Source organism: Ruegeria sp. BHSC043, assembly GCF_059612985.1.
This window is the reverse complement of sequence record NZ_JBXWRS010000018.1, coordinates 16,869-38,337: the sequence shown is the minus strand read 5'-3', so window position 1 is coordinate 38,337 and position 21,469 is coordinate 16,869. Positions and strand designations below refer to the sequence as shown.

The 21,469-nt window shown below is 63.3% G+C and carries 17 protein-coding genes and 2 tRNA genes; 11 read left to right on the top strand and 8 right to left on the bottom strand.

Annotated features, from left to right (window positions below):
* The first annotated feature begins 101 nt into the window (after nt 1-101).
* Nucleotides 102-178: transfer RNA gene (locus tag AC2FMM_RS16860), tRNA-Arg, on the top strand.
* 421 nt (nt 179-599) lie between these two features.
* Here AC2FMM_RS16860 and AC2FMM_RS16855 read toward each other — a convergent pair.
* Nucleotides 600-686, bottom strand: a tRNA-Leu gene (locus tag AC2FMM_RS16855).
* 211 nt (nt 687-897) lie between these two features.
* Here AC2FMM_RS16855 and AC2FMM_RS16850 point away from each other — a divergent pair.
* Nucleotides 898-1,881, top strand: a complete 984-nt coding sequence (locus AC2FMM_RS16850) for a complex I NDUFA9 subunit family protein (protein ID WP_496797191.1) — start codon at nt 898-900, stop codon at nt 1,879-1,881.
* Here the strand turns inward: AC2FMM_RS16850 and AC2FMM_RS16845 are convergent, their stop codons facing one another.
* Nucleotides 1,882-2,685 carry an undecaprenyl-diphosphate phosphatase gene (locus AC2FMM_RS16845; protein ID WP_496797190.1) on the bottom strand — a complete coding sequence of 268 codons (804 nt, stop codon included), beginning with the start codon at nt 2,683-2,685 and terminating at the stop codon, nt 1,882-1,884.
* Between the two features lie 228 nt (nt 2,686-2,913).
* Here AC2FMM_RS16845 and AC2FMM_RS16840 point away from each other — a divergent pair, with 228 nt between their 5' ends.
* The 8 genes from AC2FMM_RS16840 (at nt 2,914) to AC2FMM_RS16805 (ending at nt 15,135) form a co-directional block, all read left to right on the top strand.
* The gene (locus tag AC2FMM_RS16840) at nt 2,914-4,347 is read left to right on the top strand and encodes an NAD(P)-dependent oxidoreductase (protein WP_496797189.1); all 1,434 of its coding nucleotides are present in this window, start codon (nt 2,914-2,916) and stop codon (nt 4,345-4,347) included.
* A gap of 29 nt (nt 4,348-4,376) precedes the next feature.
* Entirely contained in the window at nt 4,377-4,814 is a 438-nt protein-coding gene (locus AC2FMM_RS16835; RefSeq protein WP_496797188.1) for a GFA family protein, read from the top strand.
* Nucleotides 4,811-9,343, top strand: coding sequence for a glutamate synthase large subunit (gene gltB / locus AC2FMM_RS16830; RefSeq protein WP_496797187.1), 4,533 nt, complete (start codon nt 4,811-4,813; stop codon nt 9,341-9,343). The genes AC2FMM_RS16835 and gltB overlap by 4 nt, the downstream gene beginning before the upstream one ends.
* Before the next feature lie 181 nt (nt 9,344-9,524).
* The gene (locus AC2FMM_RS16825; RefSeq protein ID WP_496797186.1) at nt 9,525-10,439 is read left to right on the top strand and encodes a Hint domain-containing protein; all 915 of its coding nucleotides are present in this window, start codon (nt 9,525-9,527) and stop codon (nt 10,437-10,439) included.
* A 43-nt stretch (nt 10,440-10,482) separates the two neighbouring features.
* On the top strand, nt 10,483-11,223 hold the full coding sequence (gene mtgA / locus AC2FMM_RS16820; RefSeq protein ID WP_496683186.1) for a monofunctional biosynthetic peptidoglycan transglycosylase: 741 nt from the start codon (nt 10,483-10,485) through the stop codon (nt 11,221-11,223).
* Between the two features lie 58 nt (nt 11,224-11,281).
* Nucleotides 11,282-11,947 (top strand): FtsZ-binding protein FzlA, encoded by a 666-nt coding sequence (gene fzlA, locus AC2FMM_RS16815; protein WP_496683184.1) that lies wholly within the window; start codon nt 11,282-11,284, stop codon nt 11,945-11,947.
* 75 nt (nt 11,948-12,022) lie between these two features.
* Nucleotides 12,023-13,060, top strand: coding sequence for a tRNA epoxyqueuosine(34) reductase QueG (gene queG, locus AC2FMM_RS16810; RefSeq protein WP_496712470.1), 1,038 nt, complete (start codon nt 12,023-12,025; stop codon nt 13,058-13,060).
* 71 nt (nt 13,061-13,131) lie between these two features.
* Complete coding sequence (locus AC2FMM_RS16805; RefSeq protein ID WP_496797185.1) at nt 13,132-15,135, top strand: hydantoinase/oxoprolinase N-terminal domain-containing protein; 2,004 nt, start codon at nt 13,132-13,134, stop codon at nt 15,133-15,135.
* 3 nt (nt 15,136-15,138) lie between these two features.
* Here the strand turns inward: AC2FMM_RS16805 and msrA are convergent, their stop codons facing one another.
* Nucleotides 15,139-15,651: a peptide-methionine (S)-S-oxide reductase MsrA gene (gene msrA / locus AC2FMM_RS16800; RefSeq protein WP_496712468.1), complete on the bottom strand. Its 513-nt coding sequence runs from the start codon at nt 15,649-15,651 to the stop codon at nt 15,139-15,141.
* Nucleotides 15,648-16,097 (bottom strand): peptide-methionine (R)-S-oxide reductase MsrB, encoded by a 450-nt coding sequence (msrB, locus tag AC2FMM_RS16795; protein WP_496683177.1) that lies wholly within the window; start codon nt 16,095-16,097, stop codon nt 15,648-15,650. The genes msrA and msrB overlap by 4 nt, the downstream gene beginning before the upstream one ends.
* 144 nt (nt 16,098-16,241) lie before the next feature.
* Here msrB and AC2FMM_RS16790 point away from each other — a divergent pair, with 144 nt between their 5' ends.
* On the top strand, nt 16,242-16,763 hold the full coding sequence (locus AC2FMM_RS16790; RefSeq protein ID WP_496687720.1) for a glutathione peroxidase: 522 nt from the start codon (nt 16,242-16,244) through the stop codon (nt 16,761-16,763).
* Here AC2FMM_RS16790 and AC2FMM_RS16785 read toward each other — a convergent pair.
* The 4 genes from AC2FMM_RS16785 to ade form a co-directional block, all read right to left on the bottom strand.
* Entirely contained in the window at nt 16,739-17,626 is an 888-nt protein-coding gene (locus AC2FMM_RS16785; RefSeq protein WP_496742989.1) for a DMT family transporter, read from the bottom strand. The genes AC2FMM_RS16790 and AC2FMM_RS16785 overlap by 25 nt on opposite strands.
* A gap of 133 nt (nt 17,627-17,759) precedes the next feature.
* Entirely contained in the window at nt 17,760-18,047 is a 288-nt protein-coding gene (locus AC2FMM_RS16780; protein ID WP_005979685.1) for an HU family DNA-binding protein, read from the bottom strand.
* Between the two features lie 130 nt (nt 18,048-18,177).
* The gene (locus AC2FMM_RS16775; protein WP_496797184.1) at nt 18,178-19,641 is read right to left on the bottom strand and encodes an AMP nucleosidase; all 1,464 of its coding nucleotides are present in this window, start codon (nt 19,639-19,641) and stop codon (nt 18,178-18,180) included.
* Complete coding sequence (gene ade / locus AC2FMM_RS16770; RefSeq protein WP_496797183.1) at nt 19,638-21,440, bottom strand: adenine deaminase; 1,803 nt, start codon at nt 21,438-21,440, stop codon at nt 19,638-19,640. Before ade ends, AC2FMM_RS16775 begins: the two co-directional genes overlap by 4 nt.
* Nucleotides 21,441-21,469 lie beyond the last annotated feature (29 nt).

Genomic DNA, 21,469 nt, shown 5'->3' with positions numbered 1-21,469 from the left:
TTGTTGTTTACCCCGATGCTAGCGCGAACGGGGCAATCTGTTCAACTGTTGTGCAAAGGTCATGACAAGCGGGAAAAACCCGGCTAGAGAAGGCGCCGCGCGGCCCCGTGGCTCAACTGGATAGAGCAGCCCCCTCCTAAGGGGCAGGTTGCAGGTTCGAATCCTGCCGGGGTCGCCAGAAAAATCAAAATGTTGTCAAAATAGCCAACTGTCCGCGCAAAAGAACGAAATAGAGCGCGCAAGGTGGTTGGCCGGATGGTGCGATAGCCGGCTTTCCGCAGGAAATATAGATTAAAAACAATGGGTTGGGAGGAATCATCTTGCGCTCGAGCTGCTCGCCATCCGCTCCCCGTCACCCCCTGATTTGACACGTCGCCCCGGATTGCGCCACTGGAGCCACGCAGGCTCCGGAACCCTTCAGACCCACCCCCACTACCATGACGGTGTGGCGGGCTCCGCCCGTGTCCGGTTCCATCACCAGCGCATCTTGAGCCGCGAGTCCGATAGAACAATGATTTCCCGATCAACAAGCCTGTGTGGCCACATCAAGACAGCTTGCGGCAATACCGCGTTTTGGGAAATTTTTCGTTATAGGGGAATGGTGCCCAGGAGAGGACTCGAACCTCCACGTCCATACGGACACTAGCACCTGAAGCTAGCGCGTCTACCAATTCCGCCACCTGGGCAGGTGTCGTGGAGGGGCGTTTAAGCCTAGTCGCGGGGGGCGTCAACAGGATTCGAACAGATTTTTGAAAGTTTTTTTTCCGCCGCCGAAATCGGTTCGGGACACCTGGGCCAAATGCGGGGTTTTCGTCGCTTGCGCGGCGTTATTGCGCCTTGTTTGCAGCGCTTGCGGACGTTAGATCACATCAAGACCCACACAGTAGGAGCGCTGTCATGTCCAAACTGGTCACGATTTTCGGTGGATCGGGATTCGTCGGTCGCTATGTCGCGCGGCGCATGGCGAATGAGGGATGGCGCGTCCGCGTCGCGGTTCGGCGCCCGAACGAGGCCATTTTCGTCAAGACCTATGGCGTCGTGGGGCAGGTCGAGCCGATCCTGTGCAACATCCGCGACGACGCTTCGGTAGCAAATGCAATGCGGGGCGCGGATGCGGTGGTGAACTGCGTCGGTGTTCTGAACGATCTGGGTAAGAACGGCTTTGAGGCGGTGCAGGCCGAAGGGGCCGAGCGGATCGCGCGTCTGGCCGCGCAGCAGGGAATCAAGCGGATGGTGCATATTTCGGCCATAGGCGCGGATCCCGATTCCGACAGCGAATACGCGCGCACCAAGGCACAGGGCGAGGCCGGCGTTCTTACCCATATGCCCGACGCCGTCATCCTGCGGCCCTCGGTGATCTTCGGGCCCGAGGATCAGTTCTTCAACCGGTTCGCGGGAATGACCCGGATGTCGCCGTTTCTGCCGATTTTCGGTGCCGACACCCGGTTCCAGCCGGTCTATGTGGATGACGTGGCGCAGGCCGCGATCAAGGGCGTGTTGGGGCAGGCCGAGCCGGGGAACTACGAGCTGGGCGGCCCCGAGGTCAAAACCTTCCGCGAGCTGATGCAGCAGATGCTTGGGGTGATCCACCGCAGCCGTATCATCATCGGCCTGCCGTTCTGGGTGGGGCGGATCATGGCCGGGGTTCTGGACATCGTGAAATTCGTCAGCTTCCAGCTGTTTCCGAACAACATCCTGACCCGCGACCAACTGAAGAATCTGCGCCGCGACAATGTCGTGTCGGAGGGGACGAAAGGTTTCGCCGATCTGGGGATCGAGCCGGCCACGCTTGAATCGGTGCTGCCGGAATACCTGTGGAAGTTCCGCCCGTCGGGACAGTACGACGAGATCCAGAACTCGGCCCGAAACCTGCGGGCCTGATCAGCCGTAAGCGATGCTCAGCAGGACAACGCCCAGGATCACGCGATAGATCACATAGGGCGTGAAGCTGACGCTGCGCAACAGCCGCATCATCAGGCTTAGCGCCAGCAGGGCCGAGACGAAGGCGAACACGGCGGCAATCGCGCTGTCCTTGGCCAGTTGGGTATCGGCCTGATCGATCACGTCCAGCGACAGCAGAGCACCCGAGGCGAGGATCGTCGGGATCGACATCAGCATCGCGATGCGCGCGCCGTCCTCGCGGGAATAGCCCAGATGCCGCGCGCCGGTGATGCAGATCCCCGACCGTGAGGTGCCGGGAATCAGCGCCAGAACCTGCCACAGGCCCAAGATCACCGCATCGCGCAACCCCCAGTCGGCGGCCTCTTTGGTCTGGGGGCCTTTCTGGTCCATCCAGTACAGCAGCAGCCCGAAGCCCAGCATCGTCCATCCGATCACCGCCACGGACCGCATCGCGCTGCTGAGCCCGGTCAGGTGCAGAATGGCACCGACGATGACGGTCGGGATGGTGGCCACGATCAAGGCCAAGGCCAATCGCGATTGCGGGGTGTCGATGCGTCCGCGCAACGCACGGGGCAGGCCTGCAAGTGCCAGCTTAACGTCGCTCCAGAAATACAGAACCACCGCGCCCAAGGTGCCCACATGCACCGCCACGTCGATGGCCAGGCCCTGATCGTCCATCCCGGTGAGGCTGGGTAGCAAGATCAGGTGGCCCGAGGACGAGATCGGTAGAAACTCGGTGATACCTTGGATGATCGCCACCAGAATCAGCTGAAAAAGACTCATCCGCACACCTGCCCGCTGTCACGTTTTCTTTGTCCGCAATGGGTATAACTGGCATGATGAAAAGGAAAGCGCCGAGATGGGTCCGAATCGGACATAAAAAACAAAAAAATCTGGGTGCTCACGGCGCATTTCCAGCATTTTTTTGAATTTAGGTCAGTACAGTTGACTTTTCATTCGAAAAGCTGTCGCCTAAAGAAACTCGACCAAGCCAATTCATGGAGTCTGACCGTGGCCAAGCAACCGATGCTGAAATTCGTGCAGATCGATCGTGACATGCCCCAAAAGCGTGCTGCTGATGACCGCAAGGATGACTTCCACGAAATCTATGCCGAGTTCGCCGCGGAAAAGGCCGCCGAACAGGCCAGCCGTTGCAGCCAGTGTGGGGTGCCCTATTGCCAGTCGCACTGCCCGCTGCACAACAACATCCCCGACTGGTTGCGCCTGACCGCAACGGGGCGGCTGGAGGAGGCCTATCAGACCAGCCAGGCCACCAACACTTTCCCCGAGATCTGCGGTCGCATCTGCCCGCAGGACCGCCTGTGCGAGGGCAACTGCGTCATTGAACAATCCGGCCACGGAACGGTGACCATCGGCGCGATCGAAAAATACATCACCGACACCGCGTGGGACAAAGGTTGGGTCCAGCCGGTCTCGCCAGCCGCCGAGCGCCCCGAAAGCGTGGGTATCATCGGTGGCGGCCCCGGCGGTCTGGCGGCGGCGGACATGCTGCGCCGGGCCGGGATCCAGGTCACGGTCTATGATCGCTATGACCGCGCGGGCGGGTTGCTGATGTATGGCATTCCGGGCTTCAAACTGGAAAAGGACGTGGTTCAACGCCGCAACGAGCTGTTGGCCGAGGGTGGCGTGACCTTTGAGTTGAACTGCAACGTGGATGCGGCCAAGTTCGCCGAGATCCGCGCCAAGCATGACGCCGTGATCATTGCAACGGGCGTCTACAAGTCGCGGGATCTGTCCATGCCCGGCAGCGGTCTGCCCGGCATCGAAAAGGCGATCGATTTCCTGACCGCCTCGAACCGCAAAAGCTTTGGTGACACGGTGCCGGAATATGACAGCGGCCGCCTGAACGCCAAGGGCAAGAAGGTGGTCGTGATCGGCGGCGGCGATACCGCGATGGATTGCGTGCGCACCGCGATCCGCGAGGGCGCGACCTCAGTCAAATGTCTGTACCGCCGCGACCGGGCGAACATGCCAGGTTCGCAGCGCGAAACCCAGAACGCCGAGGAAGAGGGCGTAATCTTCGAATGGCTCAGCGCGCCCAAGGGGTTCGTGGGCGATGAGCGCGTTACCGGTGTAATAGTGCAGAAGATGCGCCTGGGCCAACCCGACGCGACTGGCCGCCAAACGCCCGAAGTAATCGAAGGCGCGGATTACGTCGAAGAGGCCGATCTGGTCATCAAGGCGCTGGGCTTCGAGCCCGAGGACCTGCCCACCCTGTTCGGCCAGCCCGACCTGCCCGTGACCCGCTGGGGCACCATCAAAGCCGCGTTCGAGACCGGCGAGACCGAGATGGACGGCGTCTATGCCATCGGTGACATCGTGCGCGGTGCCTCGCTGGTGGTCTGGGCGATCCGCGACGGCCGTGACTGCGCGCAGGCCATCATCGACCGGTTCAACGGCAAGGCCGCGCTTGCGGCCGAGTGACACCGCAGCCCAGCGACAGGAGCGACAGGATGCCCGAATTGCAAGGCCAATGCATGTGCGGCGCGGTCACCGTGACCGCGACCCCCGCACGCGACGCGCTGGGCGCCTGCCATTGCGACATGTGCCGCCGCTGGACCAGCAGTACGCTGGTCACTTTTCCGGCACAGCCGGGCTATGCGGCGCTGGGGCCGGTCAAGACCTTCACCTCGTCAGACTGGGCCGAACGCGCCTTCTGCGAGGAGTGCGGCTCGGCCCTGTGGTACCGGATCACGCTGCCGGGCGAGATGCACGGCCAGACACAGATCGCGGCCGGCCTGTTCGACAACGCGGCCGGCAACACGCTGAAACTTGAACTCTACATCGACAAGAAGCCCGAGGGTTACGCGTTCGCAGGTGAACGCCGCCAGATGACCGAAGCCGAGGTCATGGCCATGTACGCCCCGTCGGAAGAAGGAGACAGCCAATGACGAAATATGATGCCGATTGGGTCCGGGCCGAGGAAGCCAAGCGCAAGTGGATGGCCGAAAACGGTCTCTATTCCGAGCAGGAAGAGCATTCCTCGTGCGGGGTCGGCCTGGTGGTTTCGGTTGACGGCAAGAAAAGCCGCAAGGTGGTCGAGGCCGGGATCGATGCGCTCAAGGCGATCTGGCATCGCGGCGCGGTGGATGCCGACGGCAAGACCGGCGACGGCGCGGGCATCCATGTGCAGATCCCGGCCCCCTTCTTCTATGACCAGATCCGCCGCACCGGGCACGAGCCCAAGATGGACCAGCTGATCGCTGTGGGGCAGGTGTTCTTGCCACGCACCGATTTCGGCGCGCAGGAGCGCTGCCGGACCATCGTGGAAACCGAAGTTCTGCGGATGGGTTACTACATCTATGGCTGGCGCCACGTACCGGTGGATGTCACCTGCCTGGGCGAAAAGGCCAACGCGACCCGGCCCGAGATCGAGCAGATCCTGATCTCGAATTCCAAGGGCGTTGACGAGGACACGTTCGAGCGCGAGCTGTACGTCATCCGCCGCCGGATCGAGAAAGCCGCCGCCGCCGCGGGGATTTCAGGTCTGTACCTGGCCTCGCTCAGCTGCCGGTCGATCATCTACAAGGGCATGATGCTGGCCGAGCAGGTCGCCGTGTTCTACCCCGACCTGATGGACGACCGTTTCGAGTCGGCCTTTGCGATCTATCACCAGCGCTATTCCACCAACACCTTCCCGCAATGGTGGCTGGCGCAGCCGTTCCGCATGCTGGCCCACAATGGCGAGATCAACACGCTGAAGGGCAACATCAACTGGATGAAAAGCCACGAGATCCGCATGGCCTCGGCAACCTTTGGCGACTATGCCGAAGACATCAAGCCGATCATCGCAGGCGGATCGTCGGATTCGGCGGCGCTAGACTCGGTGTTCGAGGTTCTGGTGCGCGCGGGCCGCTCGGCCCCGATGGCAAAGACGATGCTGGTGCCGGAAAGCTGGTCGAAACAGGCGGTGGAACTGCCGCAGTCCTGGCGCGACATGTATTCCTATTGCAACTCGGTGATGGAGCCGTGGGACGGCCCCGCCGCGCTGGCCATGACCGATGGCCGCTGGGTCTGCGCCGGGCTGGACCGCAACGGCCTGCGCCCGATGCGCTATGTGGTCACCGGCGACGGTCTGGTAATCGCCGGGTCCGAGGCGGGCATGGTCCCGATCGACGAGGCCAGCGTTGTCGAGAAAGGCGCGCTGGGTCCGGGCCAGATGCTGGCCGTCGATATGAAAAAGGGCAAGCTGTATCGCGACAAGCAGATCAAAGACAAGCTGGCCGCGGCCCTGCCGTTCGGCGAATGGGTCAGCAAGATCAACGATCTGGACGAAAAGCTGGCGAAGGTCGCCGAAAAGCCGCTGTTCACCGGTGAAGAGCTGCGCAAGCGCCAGATCGCGGCGGGCTACACGGTCGAAGAGCTGGAGCAGATCCTTGCCCCTATGGCCGAGGACGGCAAAGAGGCCATCGCCTCGATGGGCGACGATACGCCCTCGGCGGTTCTGTCCAAACAGTACCGACCGCTCAGCCATTTCTTCCGCCAGAATTTCAGCCAGGTGACCAACCCGCCGATCGACAGCCTGCGCGAATACCGTGTGATGTCGCTGAAGACACGGTTCGGCAACCTCAAGAACGTGCTGGACGAGGACAGCAGCCAGACCGAGATCATCGTGCTGGAAAGCCCCTTTGTCGGCAATGCCCAGTGGGAAGAACTGGTGGCGAATTTCGATGCGCCGCTGGCCGAGATCGACTGTACCTTCGAACCGGGTCCCGGCGCGCTGAGCGCCGCGCTGGCGCGAATCCGCGCCGAGGCGGAGGAGGCCGTGCGCTCGGGCGCGGGTCACCTGGTTCTGACCGATCAGTATTCCGGCCCCGGCAAAGTGGCGATGCCGATGATCTTGGCCACCAGCGCGGTTCATTCGCACTTGATCCGTCAGGGTCTGCGGACCTTCTGTTCGTTGAACGTACGCTCGGCGGAATGCATCGACCCGCATTATTTCGCGGTGCTGATCGGCTGTGGCGCGACCGTGGTCAACGCCTATCTGGCCGAGGATTCGCTCGCCGACCGGATCGAACGCGGGTTGCTGGAAGGCAGCCTGACCGAAAACGTCGCGCGTTACCGCGAGGCGATCGACCAGGGCCTGCTGAAGATCATGGCCAAGATGGGCATCTCGGTGATCTCGTCCTATCGCGGCGGCCTGAATTTCGAGGCCGTGGGACTGAGCCGCGCCATGGTGGCCGAATATTTCCCCGGCATGACGAGCCGGATTTCCGGCATCGGCGTCACCGGCATTCAGGCCAAGGCCGAGGAAATCCACGCCAAGGGCTGGGAGAGCGGCCTGGACGTTCTGCCCATCGGTGGGTTCTACAAGGCCCGCAAATCCGGTGAGACCCATGCGTGGGAAGCGACCTCGATGCACATGATGCAGATGGCCTGCAACCGCGCCTCGTACGAGCTGTGGAAGCAGTATTCGGCCAAGATGCACGCGAACCCGCCGATCCATCTGCGCGACCTGATGGATTTCAAACCGCTGGGCAAGCCGATCCCGATCGAAGAGGTCGAATCGATCACCTCGATCCGCAAGCGGTTCGTCACGCCGGGCATGTCGCTGGGCGCGCTCAGCCCCGAGGCGCACAAGACGCTGAACGTGGCGATGAACCGGATCGGTGCCAAATCCGACTCGGGTGAAGGTGGGGAAGATCCCGCACATTTCGTGCCCGAGCCGAATGGCGACAACCCCTCGGCCAAGATCAAGCAGGTGGCCTCGGGCCGGTTCGGCGTGACCGCCGAATACCTCAACCACTGCGAAGAGTTGGAAATCAAGGTGGCCCAGGGCGCCAAGCCCGGCGAGGGCGGCCAGCTGCCCGGCATGAAGGTTACCGATCTGATCGCGCGCCTGCGTCACTCGACCAAGGGCGTGACCCTGATCTCGCCGCCGCCGCATCACGACATCTACTCGATCGAGGATCTGGCGCAGCTGATCTATGACCTGAAACAGATCAACCCGCGCTGCAAGGTGACTGTGAAACTGGTGGCGTCTTCGGGCGTGGGCACGATCGCCGCCGGGGTGGCCAAGGCCAAGGCCGACATCATCCTGATCTCGGGCCACAATGGCGGCACCGGGGCATCGCCCGCGACCAGCATCAAATATGCCGGCCTGCCGTGGGAAATGGGCCTGACCGAGGCGCATCAGGTTCTGGCGATGAACAACCTGCGCGACCGGGTGACCCTGCGCACCGATGGCGGTCTGCGCACCGGGCGCGACATCGTCATGGCCGCGATGATGGGGGCCGAGGAATACGGCATCGGCACCGCCGCCCTGATCGCGATGGGCTGCATCATGGTGCGCCAGTGCCAGTCGAACACCTGCCCAGTGGGCGTCTGTACGCAAGACGAATCCCTGCGCGCCAAGTTCACCGGCAATGCCGACAAGGTGGTTAACCTGATCACCTTCTACGCGCAGGAAGTGCGCGAGATTCTGGCCAGCATCGGCGCCCGGTCGCTGGATGAGATCATTGGTCGGGCCGATCTGTTGGCGCAGGTCAGCCGCGGGTCGGCGCATCTGGACGATCTGGACCTGAATCCGCTGCTGATCACCGTCGATGGCGCCCAGAACATCGTCTATGACCGCGACAAGCCCCGCAACGAGGTGCCCGACACGCTGGACGCCGAAATCGTGCGCGACGCGGCGCGGTTCCTGAAGGACGGCGAAAAGATGCAGCTGTCTTACGCGGTGCAGAACACGCACCGGACGGTGGGCACCCGGGTCTCGAGCCACATCGTGCAGAATTTCGGCATGCGCAACACGTTCCAGCCGGACCATCTGCATGTGAAATTGCAAGGCTCAGCCGGTCAGTCGCTGGGCGCCTTCGCCGCGCCGGGGCTCAAGCTCGAGGTGTCGGGCGATGCCAACGACTATGTGGGCAAGGGCCTGTCGGGCGGCACCATCGTCGTGCGCCCGCCGCAGGTCAGCCCGCTGCAGGCCGACCGGAACACGATCATCGGCAACACGGTTCTTTACGGCGCGACCGACGGGTACCTGTTCGCGGCTGGCCGGGCAGGCGAGCGGTTCGCCGTGCGCAACTCGGGGGCCAAGGTGGTGGTCGAGGGTTGCGGCTCGAACGGGTGCGAATACATGACCGGCGGGGTTGCGGTGATCTTGGGGGACATCGGCGCGAACTTTGGCGCGGGGATGACGGGTGGCATGGCCTATCTGTACGACCCCGAAGGCAAGGCGCAGCTGCTGATGAACATGGAAACCCTGGTGACCTGCCCCGTTACGGTCGAGCATTGGGAGATTCAGCTGAAGTCGCTGATCGAGCGCCACGCCACGGAAACCGGCAGCCGCAAGGCCGCCGACATCCTGCAGCACTGGGACGTGGAAAAGGCCAATTTCCTGCAAATCTGCCCGAAAGAGATGCTGAACAAGCTGGCCTATCCGCTCAGTCACGAGGCGACGGCGGTTCCGGCCGAGTAACCCGGGCCGACCCCGAACAAGACCTGCGCGCCGTAGCCCGGCGCGCGGGTTTCTTTTCATGCGGGCAAACGTCCGGGTGACCGCCCTCGCAGGCGGGATTATGGGCGAATTGCGCCACAAAATCATCGTGAAATCGGGCCAATCGTTCGATAAGGTCGCAGAAATCGCAGGAGCCTTGGGAATGCCGACCACCTATCTCGATCAGTTTTTTATCATTGATCCCTTCAGCCCGCCTGCGGCAGGGACTGTTATGGTGGTCCAGAAATACAATCTGATCGATCAGAATGATGACGGAGACATCGACCGGTTCGACAATGACTCGGTCAACGGTCAGGATGTTACCAATTCGTGGCCCGGCGACACAGTCACGGTCAACGTGCCCGGCACGGGGAACGTGACTTACACCGGCATCACCTTCTATCTGGCCGATGGCAGCCGCGTGTTCACTCCGACGGATGGGCAGGTGCTGCAGCAGGGCACATTGGTGTCCACGTCATTCGTTTCTTCGCAAGGTCCCCTGACTGTGCCCGGTGAGCTGGGGCCGCCCTGTTTCACGCGCGATACGTTGATTGAGACGCCAAACGGACCAATGCCGGTTCAGGACCTGAGCGCCGGCGATCTGGTTCTGACCGTCGACAACGGTGCCAAACCGTTGCTGTGGGTCGGAAAGACTTGCGTGCCGGCCATCGGAAAGACCGCACCGATCCGGTTTGCGGCCGGTGTTCTGGGGCTGGATCGGGAAACACTAGTTTCGCCGCAGCACCGGATGTTGATCGACGACTGGCGGGCCGAGTACTTCTATGGCTATCCCGAGATCCTGATCGCGGCGCATTGCCTTGTGAATGGCACCAGCGTGACCCGAGCCGAGGGTGGAGATGTCACCTATTACCATCTGTTGTTCGACCAGCACGAGATCGTGACAGCAAATGGCGCCAGAAGCGAAAGCTATTACCCCGGACATGCCCTGTCGCAATCCGAGCGGGATACCTGCCGCGAGCTTTTCGAATTGTTCCCCGAACTCGACCGTGCGGATCTGGGCATGTTGAAGACCGCGCGCCCGGTCATCCGCCCACGCGATGCGCAGCTGATCGGCTGATAAAGCCGTTCCAATATTCGGCTGCGCGGCGTATAGCGGACCCATGGCGAAGAAAGCGGCCCGCAAGAGCAGCGGCAAAAAGAAACAGGCGACCCGGCCGAAAAAGACTCGGACGCTCCTGCCCCGTATCCGGCGATGGGTGGTGCGCGGCGCTTTGGCGGTTGCCGGCGTCTTTCTGGCGCTGGTGTTGATCTATTCGGTGGTGAACCCGCCGATCACCCACACGATCTGGTCGGAATGGCGCCGTCTGGGCAAGGTCGAGCGCGACTGGGTGCCGATCGAGGAGATTGCCCCGGTCATGGCCCGTGCGGCCGTGGCGGCCGAGGATGCCAATTTCTGCCTGCACTGGGGGTTCGACGTGAACGCCATCCGAGACGCGCTGGAGGATGGCGGCAACCGCGGCGCCTCGACCATCACGCAGCAGGTGGTGAAGAACGTGTTCCTGTGGCAGGGGCGCAGCTGGGTCCGCAAGGCGATGGAGACTGTGCTGACCCCGGTGGTCGAAATTTTCTGGAGCAAGAAGCGGATCCTCGAAGTCTATCTGAATGTGGCCGAAACCGGTGAGGGGCTATTTGGGGTCGAGGCTGCGGCGCGCCGCAATTTCGGTGTAAGCGCCGCGGAGCTGAGCCCGGTGCAGGCCGCCCGCCTGGCCGCGATCCTGCCCGCGCCGCGCGCGCGATCGGTGACGGACCCGTCGGTCTATACCCGCCGGCGGGCCGCCGCGATACTGGATGGGGCGGCCACCATCCGCGCAGATGGCCGCGCCGATTGTTTCGAGGATTGAAACCCTTGCCGCTCAGCGGCTATTGCTGAGCGGTATTCACTGGATCGAATGGACTCTCATGGCGCGTTTGTTTCACGTTCCCCTTTCCCCGTTTTGCCGAAAGGTCCGTCTGGCGCTGGCCGAAAAGAAGATCGAGGTTGAGCTGGTCTCCGAGAAATATTGGGAGAAGGATCCGGATTTCCTGCGTCGCAACCCGGCCGGAAAAGTCCCGGTTCTGCGGCTGGATGGGCGGATCATGGCAGAAAGCACCGCGATTTGTGAATATATCGAGGAAACCCGCCCGGACCCCGCCCTGATGCCCCGCAAACCCGAAGCCCGGTACGAGGTGCGCCGTCTGGTCAACTGGTTCGACGACAAGTTCCACCATGAGGTGACGTCGAAGCTGTTGTACGAACGGGTGAACAAGAAGATGACCGGGCAGGGCTATCCGGACAGCAGGAATGTGAAAGAGGGCGCGCGGGCGATCAAGTTCCACCTGGACTACATGGCCTGGCTGCTGGATCAACGGCGCTGGCTGGCGGGGGATCAGATGACCTTGGCCGATTTTGCGGCTGCGGCGCACCTGTCGGCGCTGGACTATATTTCAGACGTGGACTGGAACCGCAGCCAGGTGGTCAAGGACTGGTACGCCAAGATCAAATCACGCCCGGCATTCCGATCGATCCTTGCGGACCAAGTACCGGGATTCCGCCCGCCTGCCCATTACGCTGACCTTGATTTCTGATAGGTTGGGTCAGGGGGCTGTCTGCCCCCTCTTGGCCCGTTGGGTCAATTCACCCCCGAGGATATTTTGGGCCAGATGAACAGCGCGACAGCATTGAAGGACAGGTTGGTGGCGCAGGCCCGGGCCGAGGGGTTCGTGTCGTGCCGGATCTGCCGCCCGTGGGACGTACCGGAGGTGCCTGCGCGGTTGGCCGCCTTTCTGGCGGCGGGCTATCACGGGCAAATGGGTTGGATGGCCGAGCGGACCCATTGGCGGGGGGATCCGGCGAAGCTGTGGCCCGAGGCGCGCTCGGTCATCATGCTGGCCGAGAGTTACACGCCGGATCATGATCCGACCGAGGTTCTGGGGCGACCTGATCGCGGGGCGATCTCGGTCTATGCGCAGAACAGGGATTACCACGATCTGGTCAAGAAGCGGCTGAAGCGGCTGGCCCGATGGCTGATTGCCGAGGCTGGCGGCGAGGTAAAGGTGTTCGTCGATACCGCGCCGGTGCCCGAGAAAGCACTGGGCCATGCGGCCGGGCTGGGGTGGCAGGGCAAACATACCAATCTGGTCAGCCGCGATTGGGGCAATTGGGCCTTTTTAGGGTCTGTTTTCACCACTCTGAACCTGCCGGTGGATCCACCGGAAGTGGATCATTGCGGGTCGTGTCGGGCCTGTCTGGATGCCTGTCCGACGGATGCTTTCCCGGCACCCTATCAGTTGGATGCGCGGCGCTGCATTTCCTATCTGACCATCGAGCACAAGGGGCCGGTGGATCAAAAGCTGCGCGGCAAGCTGGGCAACCGGATCTATGGCTGTGATGATTGCTTGGCCGCTTGTCCGTGGAACAAGTTCGCGGTGGCGGCCAGCGACATCCGCTATGCCGCGCGCAAAGACCTGATGGCGCCGCCGCTGGCGGAATTGGCCGGGTTGGACGATGCGGCGTTCCGGGACAAGTTCTCGGGGTCTCCGATCAAGCGGATCGGGCGCGACCGGTTCGTGCGCAACGTTCTGTATGCCATCGGCAATTCCGGGTCGGCCGAGTTGATTCCGGTCGCGCAGGCGCTGACCGAGGATCCCGATCCGACGGTGGCCGACGCGGCGCGCTGGGCGGTCGAACAACTGTCGTGAATGCCGCAAACAGGCTGGACGCGTCGGTTCAATCCGCTACACCCGTGACTGCGAACAGGATGGAGACCCCGATGGCGTTGGCTTTGGGCGTGGATACCGGTGGAACCTACACCGATGCGGTGCTGATCCGGGACGAGGAAGAGGTGATCGCCTCGGCCAAGTCCCTGACCACGCGCGAGGATCTTGCGATCGGCGTCGGGCGGGCGATCCGGGCAGTGCTGGACCGGGCGCAGGTCGCACCCGGCCAGATCTCGATGGCGTCGCTGTCGACGACGCTGGCCACGAACGCGCTGGTCGAGGGGCAGGGCGGGCGCGTTGCGCTGATATATGTTGGGTTTCGGGATGGTGATCTGGACAGGCATGGGCTGCGCGATGCGCTGAAGGGCGACCCGGCGCTGGTGATCGCGGGCGGGCACAGCCATGCCGGGGCCGAGGCCGCGCCGTTGGATACAAGGGCGTTGACCGAATTTCTGGACCAGCAGTCCGGGATTTCCGGGTTTGCGGTCGCGGCCCAGTTCGCCACGCGCAACCCCGCGCATGAGCTTGAGGTTGCGCGGATCATCACCGAGAAGACCGGCGCGCCTGTGACCTGCTCGCATCAGTTGTCGGCCAAGCTGAACGGGCCGAAACGTGCGGTGACGGCGGTGCTGAACGCGCGTCTGATCGGAATGATCGACCGCCTGATCGGCCGGGCTCAGGATGTTCTGCACGAGCTGGGCATCGACGCGCCGATGATGGTGGTGCGTGGGGACGGAGCCTTGATGAGCGCCGAGCAGGCGCGGGAACGGCCGATCGAGACCATCCTCAGCGGTCCGGCGGCCTCGATCGTGGGCGCGCGGTGGCTGACCGGAGTTCAGGACGCGCTGGTTTCGGATATCGGAGGGACGACGACCGATGTGGCGCTGATCCGCGATGGTAAACCCGCGATCGACCCGGCGGGCGCCCGGGTTGGCGGGTTCCGCACCATGGTCGAGGCGGTGGCGATGCGCACTCATGGTCTGGGCGGTGACAGCCAGGTGCATGTGGTGACCGAGGGCCTGCGCGGCGGCGTTTTCCTCGGTCCGCGCCGGGTGCTGCCGGTGTCTCTGATCGCGGCCCAGGCGCCCGAAGTGGTCCATGCCGCTCTGGACGAGCAGTTGCGCGCGACCACGGTGGGCGAGCACGATACCCGTTTCGCCCGCCGTGTGCCCGGCATCCACGCCGAGGGTCTGGGTCCGCGCGAGGCGGGGCTGTTGGAGCGGCTGGGGGACAAGGTTCTGCCCCTGAGCGCCCTGTTGCGCACCCGGATGGAAAACGGTGCTCTGACCCGGCTGGTGGACCGCGGGATCGTTCAGGTCTCGGGGGTGACGCCGTCGGATGCCAGCCACGTTCTGGGGCGTCTGTCCGATTGGGATGCCGATGCCGCGCGCAAGGCGCTGGAACTGATTGCGCGCCGGCGTGTGGGGTCAGGCGACCGGCTGGCGGGCTCGGCCGAAGAACTGGCCGGGATGATCGTGGATCAGTTGACCGAACAGACGATTTTGACCTTGTTAGAGACTGCTTTTGCGGAAGAGGCCGAGGAGTTCGGCCTGCCGCCCGAGGATCTGGCGCGCCATGTGTTGACGCGGCGGGGGTTGCGCGGGCATCGCGGTCTGCTGGCGTTGGATACGAAGCTGAACGTGGATGTGGTCGGGCTGGGGGCCTCGGCGCCAAGCTATTACCCTGCGGTCGGTGAGCGGCTGCGCTGTACAATGGTGCTGCCCGACTATGCCGGGGTGGCCAATGCGATCGGGGCCGTCGTGGGGCGGCTGACCATGCGCCGGGCGGGCACCGTGACTGCTCCGTCCGAAGGCCGGTACCGCGTGCATCTGAACGACGGGCCGCAGGATTTCCCCACGCCTGAACCCGCGCTGGACCTGCTGGAGGCTGAACTGCGGCGCGAGACCGAAAGCGCCGTGCGCGAGGCCGGTGCCCAGGATGTCCGCGTGATCGTCAACCGCGACATCCGCACCGCCCGGATCGAGGGCAAGGATGTCTTTGTCGAGGCGATGCTGACCGTCGAAGCCAGCGGCCGCCCGCGGGTGGCCGTCGGCTGACTGCTATTCTGCAGCGCTGCTGCGTTTGGGCAGAACCCAGTCCGGGCGCGGGAAGTGGCAGGTATAGCCATTGGGGATACGCTGAAGGTAGTCCTGATGCTCGGGCTCGGCCTCCCAGAAATCGCCGACGGGTTCGACCTCGGTCACGACCTTGCCGGGCCACAGCCCGCTGGCATCCACATCGGCGATCGTGTCCAGCGCGATCTGTTTCTGGGTCTCGTCGCAGAAATAGATGGCCGAGCGATAGCTCATTCCGATGTCATTGCCCTGACGGTTCACGGTGGTCGGGTCGTGGATCTGGAAGAAGAACTCAAGCAGATCGCGATAGGTGATCTGCGCGGGGTCGAACCAGATCTCGATCCCTTCGGCATGGGTGCCGTGGTTGCGATAAGTCGCGTTGGGCACGTCGCCGCCGGTATATCCGACGCGGGTGCGCAGAACGCCGGGCAGCTTGCGGATCAGATCCTGCATGCCCCAGAAGCAGCCTCCGGCCAGAACGGCGCGTTGTTCGGTCATTTCGGGTCCTCCACTTGATCGAGGTATTCGCCATAGCCCTCGGCCTCCATGTCGTCACGATGGATGAACCGCAGCGCGGCGGAGTTGATGCAGTAGCGTAGCCCACCCTGGTCCAGCGGACCATCGGGAAACACATGGCCCAGGTGGCTGTCGCCGTGTTTCGAGCGGACCTCCGTCCGGATCATGCCCAGCGAGCGGTCCTCAAGCTCGGTGACGTGGTCATGCACGATGGGTTTGGTGAAACTGGGCCAGCCACAGCCCGATTCGTATTTGTGGGTCGAGGCGAACAGAGGTTCACCCGATACGACATCCACATAAATGCCCGGTTCCTTGTGGTGCAGGTATTTGCCGGTGCCGGGGCGTTCGGTCCCGTTGCGCTGGGTGACGTGGAATTCCTCGGGCGAGAGGGCGGCGACAACCGATGGATCTTTGGTATATTTTGACATGGGTCCTCCGGCGTTATTCCTTTCCCGAGATAATTGGGGTGCGCCGCGACAAAAGCAAAGCCCTGTTTTGCCCGGCTCGCGCGATCGTGCGGGTGATCTGCCGCCGTTCTTCGTGCGTATCAATGACAAAGAGGAGGTCAAGCCATGTTCAGAATGCTGCTGTTGTCTGCCCTGTTGCTGATCGGCCGGATGGTGCAGGCCGCGCCTGTGTCCGGAGAGTTCGCTTCAATTGATGGCGGCACGCTGTCGCTGTCGGATTGGCGCGGCCAGCCGGTTCTGGTGGTCAACACGGCCTCGCAATGCGGGTTCACCGGGCAATATGCTGGGCTGCAAAAGCTGCAGGACACCTATGGATCCGAGGGTTTGGTGGTTCTGGCGGTCCCGTCGGATTCCTTCAACCAGGAATTGGAAACCGCCAGCGAGGTCAAGGAGTTCTGCGAGTTGAACTATAACCTGACCCTGCCCATGACCGACATCACCCCCGTGACCGGCCCGCAGGCCCACCCGTTCTACAAGGCGGTCGCCGCCGAGACCGGGTTTGTGCCCAACTGGAATTTCAACAAGATCCTGCTGAGCCCCGAAGGCGAGGTCGTGGCGACCTTTGGGTCGACGACGCGGCCGGACTCCCGCAAGCTGCGCCGTCAGGTCGAGGCCCTGCTGCGCTGAACCGGCTGGCGTGACAACTGCACGGCCAGAATGCCCAGCGTGGTGACCGCAACACCGACGGCATCCATTGCGCCCAACCGTTCACCCAGAAGAATCGCGGCGATCGTGACCCCGAACACCGGGTTGAGGAAATGGAAGGTCGCCGCGCGGATCGGCCCGATCCGGTTGAGCAGCAGGAACCAGATCAGCGTGGCCAGCAGGCCGGGGAACAGGGTCGTGTAGGTGAAGGCCAGCGCCAGCGGCCAGGTCGGGCGGACATAAATCGTCTCGAACAGAGGGGCGGCGATGAACAGAACCGCCGAGCCGACGAACATCTGCAGGCCGACGACCATCATGAAGTTCCCGCCCGAGGTCGCCCCGCGCACGGCCAGCGTGGCGAAAGTCAGAGCCAGCGCGCCCAGCCCGCAGAGGGCAACGCCGAACAGGTCGATCCCGGCGCTGATCCGGCTGCTCATGATCAGGGCCACACCGGCGAACCCGGCCAGCAGCCCCAGGACACCCAGCGGGCGCAACCGTTCCCCGAACAGCAGCCAACCGGCCAGCGCCACCAGCAGAGGCATGGTCGATGCGATGATCGCCGCGACCGAGGCCTCGACCGTTTGCATCGCATAGAAATTCAGACCCAAATACAGGGCATTCTGGCAGATTCCGAACAGGATGGTCGCGTACCATTGCGACCGCGTCAGGCGCCAGCTCTGGCCCATGGCCGCGGCGATGGCGACACCCAGGATGCCGGAAATCAAAAAGCGAACGGCCAGCGAAAACAGCGGCGAGGCATCCGCGACGATGATCCGCGCCGAGGTGAAGGCCGACGACCAGATGAAGGCAAAGGCCAGCCCCATGGCGATGGCGCGCGGATCCATGACAAGCCTCGTTTGAATTCCGTGGCGACTGTTCCCGATTTTCTCTGGGTCTGCAACCGGCGGATGGCACCGTGCGGCATAGAAAAAGGGCCGCGAAACCGCGGCCCCTGTTTCGTGCAACCTTGGGGTGGGATCAGCTGTTGACGCTGTCCTTCAGGGCCTTGGCGATGGTCATTTTCACGACCTTGTCGGCCTCTTTGGTGAAAGTCTCACCGGTGGCCGGGTTGCGCACCTGACGCTCGGGGCGCTCGCGGCAGTAGATCTTGCCGACGCCCGGCAGGGTCACGGCGCCACCGGCCGAAACTTCGCGGGTGATCAGGTTGGTGATCGCTTCCAGCGCCGCGTTCGCGGATTTCTTGTCGGTTCCCATTTCCTCAGCGAGAGCAGCAACCAGCTGAGTCTTCGTCATAGGCTTTGCCATTTCTTGGTCTCCTTAACGTGCCCGATCTATTGGGCCTCACCGCGTAACTGTAACGGGATATTGTGGGCGAACACAACGAATAGTAGCGCCGAACCCCCAAAAAATATGGGGATTTCGTTGCTTTTTTGCGTCAGAGGAAGGCCGTTTCGTCGAACGAGCGCAATTTCCGGCTGTGCAGACGTTCCAGCGGCATGCCCCGCAGGTGTTCCATCGCCCGGATTCCAATCGCCAGATGGCGGCCGACCTGAGTTGTATAGAACTCGGACGCCATGCCCGGCAACTTCAATTCGCCATGCAGGGGCTTGTCGGACACGCACAGCAAGGTACCGTAGGGCACGCGGAACCGATAGCCGTTGGCGGCGATCGTTGCGCTTTCCATGTCCAGCGCGATGGCGCGCGACTGGCTCAGCCGTTGCACCGGGCCGGATTGGTCGCGCAGTTCCCAGTTGCGGTTGTCGACCGAGGCCACCGTGCCGGTGCGCATGATCCGCTTCAGCTCATAGCCTTCCAGCTCGGTCACTTCGGCCACGGCGCGTTCCAGCGCGACCTGAACTTCGGCCAGCGGCGGGATCGGCACCCAGACGGGCAGGTCGTCGTCCAGCACCTTGTCTTCGCGCAGATAGGCATGGGCCAGCACAAAGTCGCCCAGGGCCTGCGTGTTGCGCAGCCCTGCGCAGTGGCCAACCATCAGCCAGGCATGTGGGCGCAGCACCGCGATGTGATCGGTGGCGGTTTTGGCGTTGGATGGCCCGACGCCGATATTGACCAGCGTGATCCCCGACCCGTCGGCGCGTTTCAGGTGATAGGTCGGCATCTGCGGCAGCTTCAGCGGCTGGTCCAGCGGCGCGTCGGGGTCGGTGATCTCGACATTCCCGGTCGAAACGAAACTGGTATAGCCGCTGTCCGGGTCGGCCAGTTGCGCGCGGGCATAGTTCTCGAATTCCGAGACGTAGAACTGGTAGTTGGTGAACAGAACGTGGTTCTGGAAATGGTCCGGATCGGTGGCTGTGTAGTGGGCCAGCCGGGCCAGCGAGTAATCGATGCGTTGCGCTGTGAACAAGGTCAGCGGGCCGACGCCATCCAGCGGTTCGTGCACACCGTTGACGATGTCGTCATTGGTGGTGGTCAGATCGGGCACGTCGAACACGTCGCGCAGGGTGAACACCGCCGCACCCTGATGCGGAACCACCAGATCGGGGTTGCCGGCCACGGCGAAATGCACCGGCATCGGCGTGGTCGATGGGCCGATGGTCACCGGCTGGTTGTGGTTCTTGATCAGCAGCGCGATCTGCTGCGTGAGGTAGGACCGGAACAGATCCGGCCGGGTTACCGTCGTGGCATGGACCCCCGGCTCGGACACGTGACCAAAGCTCAGGCGGCTGTCCACATGGGCGTAGGACGCCGTACGGATACGGATTTCCGGATAATAGGCTCTGTACCGGACCTTGGGCGCGCCGCTTTCCATCGCCTCGGCAAAGCCTTCGCACAGAAAGGCGGTGGCCTCGTTATACAGCTCTTCCAGCCTCGCAACGGCTGCGGCGGCATCGGTGAAAATCTCGGGGTCCCGTGGTTCGGGCGTTGTTATTTTTGTCATGCGAGGGGTTCCAGAAGGTCAATTTTTTCGAATGTGCGGACATCCACCAGTCCCAGATCGGATATCCGCAGTTCGGGGATCACGACAAGGGCCAGCAGCGAGTGCTGCATGTAGGCATTATTCAGTTGACAGCCGCAGGCCTGCATCGCCTCGACCATCTTCTGCGCCTTGGCCGCGACGTCGGAGGCCGGGCTGTCGGACATCAGGCCGGCGATGGGCAGTTCGACCAGCGCCAGCTCTTCGCCATCTCGGAAGATGGTGATGCCGCCGCCCACTTCGGCCAGACGATTGGCGGCCAGCGCCATCTGCTCGCGGTCGGTGCCGACCACGATCATGTGGTGGCTGTCATGCGCCACGGTCGAGGCCATGGCCATCCGGCCCTGATAGCCAAAGCCCGAGACGAAGGCGTTGGTGACGCCGCCCGTGGCCCGGTGCCGCTCGACCAGCGCGATCTGGCAGACATCGCCTTCGCCCTCGACCAGCCCGCCGATGATGGGCAGCTCGGCCTTCAGCGCCTGAGTGGGGGCCTGGTTTTCCACCACGCCGATCACGTTGGCGCGGACGCGGTTGGCGCCCTCGGGCGCGGGGATCTCGAAATCGGCGGCGGTCAGGGCATGGCCCAGATGTACTGTGTTGCGCGCCCGGTCGGGCCAGTCGTAATGCGGGCAATCCACCTTGATCGCGCCATTTTCGGCCACCACCTGTCCGCGCGCGATGACCATCTCGATCGGCAAGTCGGTCAGGTCCGAACTGAGGATCACGTCCGCCCGGCGGCCCGGCGTGATCGAGCCGATCTCGCGCTCCAGCCCGAAATGGGTGGCGGTGTTGATCGTGGCCATCTGTAACGCGATCAGCGGGTCGCAGCCACAGGCGATGGCATGACGGACGACGCGGTTCATGTGGCCCTCGTTCACCAGCGTGCCCGAATGGCAGTCATCGGTGCACAGGATGAAGTTGCGCGGGTCCAGTCCCTTTTCGGTGACGGCGGTGATCTGGCTTTCCACGTCATACCAGGCCGAGCCCAGCCGCATCATCGACCGCATCCCTTGTCGCACGCGGGCAATGGCGTCGGCCTCGCAGGTGCCTTCGTGGTCATCGGCCGGGCCGCCGGCGACATAGGCGGCAAAATCAGGCCCTAAATCAGGGGATGCATAGTGTCCGCCCACCGTCTTGCCCGCGCGCTGGGTGACGGCGATTTCGGCCAGCATTTTGGGGTCTGCATGGATCACGCCGGGAAAGTTCATCATCTCGCCCAGCCCGATGATGCCGGGCCAGGTCATCGCCTCGGCCACGTCTTCGGCGGTGATCTCATAGCCGGTGGTTTCCAGACCCGGCGCCGAGGGCGCGCAGGACGGCATCTGGGTAAAGATATTGACCGGCTGCATCAGCGCTTCGTCATGCATCATCCGCACGCCGTCCAGCCCCAGCACGTTGGCGATCTCATGCGGGTCGGTGAACATCGACGTCGTGCCATGCGGGATCACAGCGCGGGCGAACTCGGCCGGGGTCAGCATGCCGGATTCGATGTGCATGTGCGCATCGCACAGGCCGGGGATCATGTGGCGGCCCTTGGCCTCGATGATCTGCGTGTCGGGGCCGATGCAGTGGCTGGCGTCGGGGCCGACATAGGCCACGCGTCCGGCGGCGATGGCGATTGCATGATCGGGCAGCGCCTCGCGGCTGTGTACGTTGATCCAGATCCCGCCGCGAATGACCATGTCGGCGGCTTCGCGGCCGGCGGCAACGGCGATCAGGCGGGGGGCGACGTCGGGCCAAGAGGGGAAGGGTGCGTATTCCATGGCACAACTTTCCCGAATGCATCGGAAGG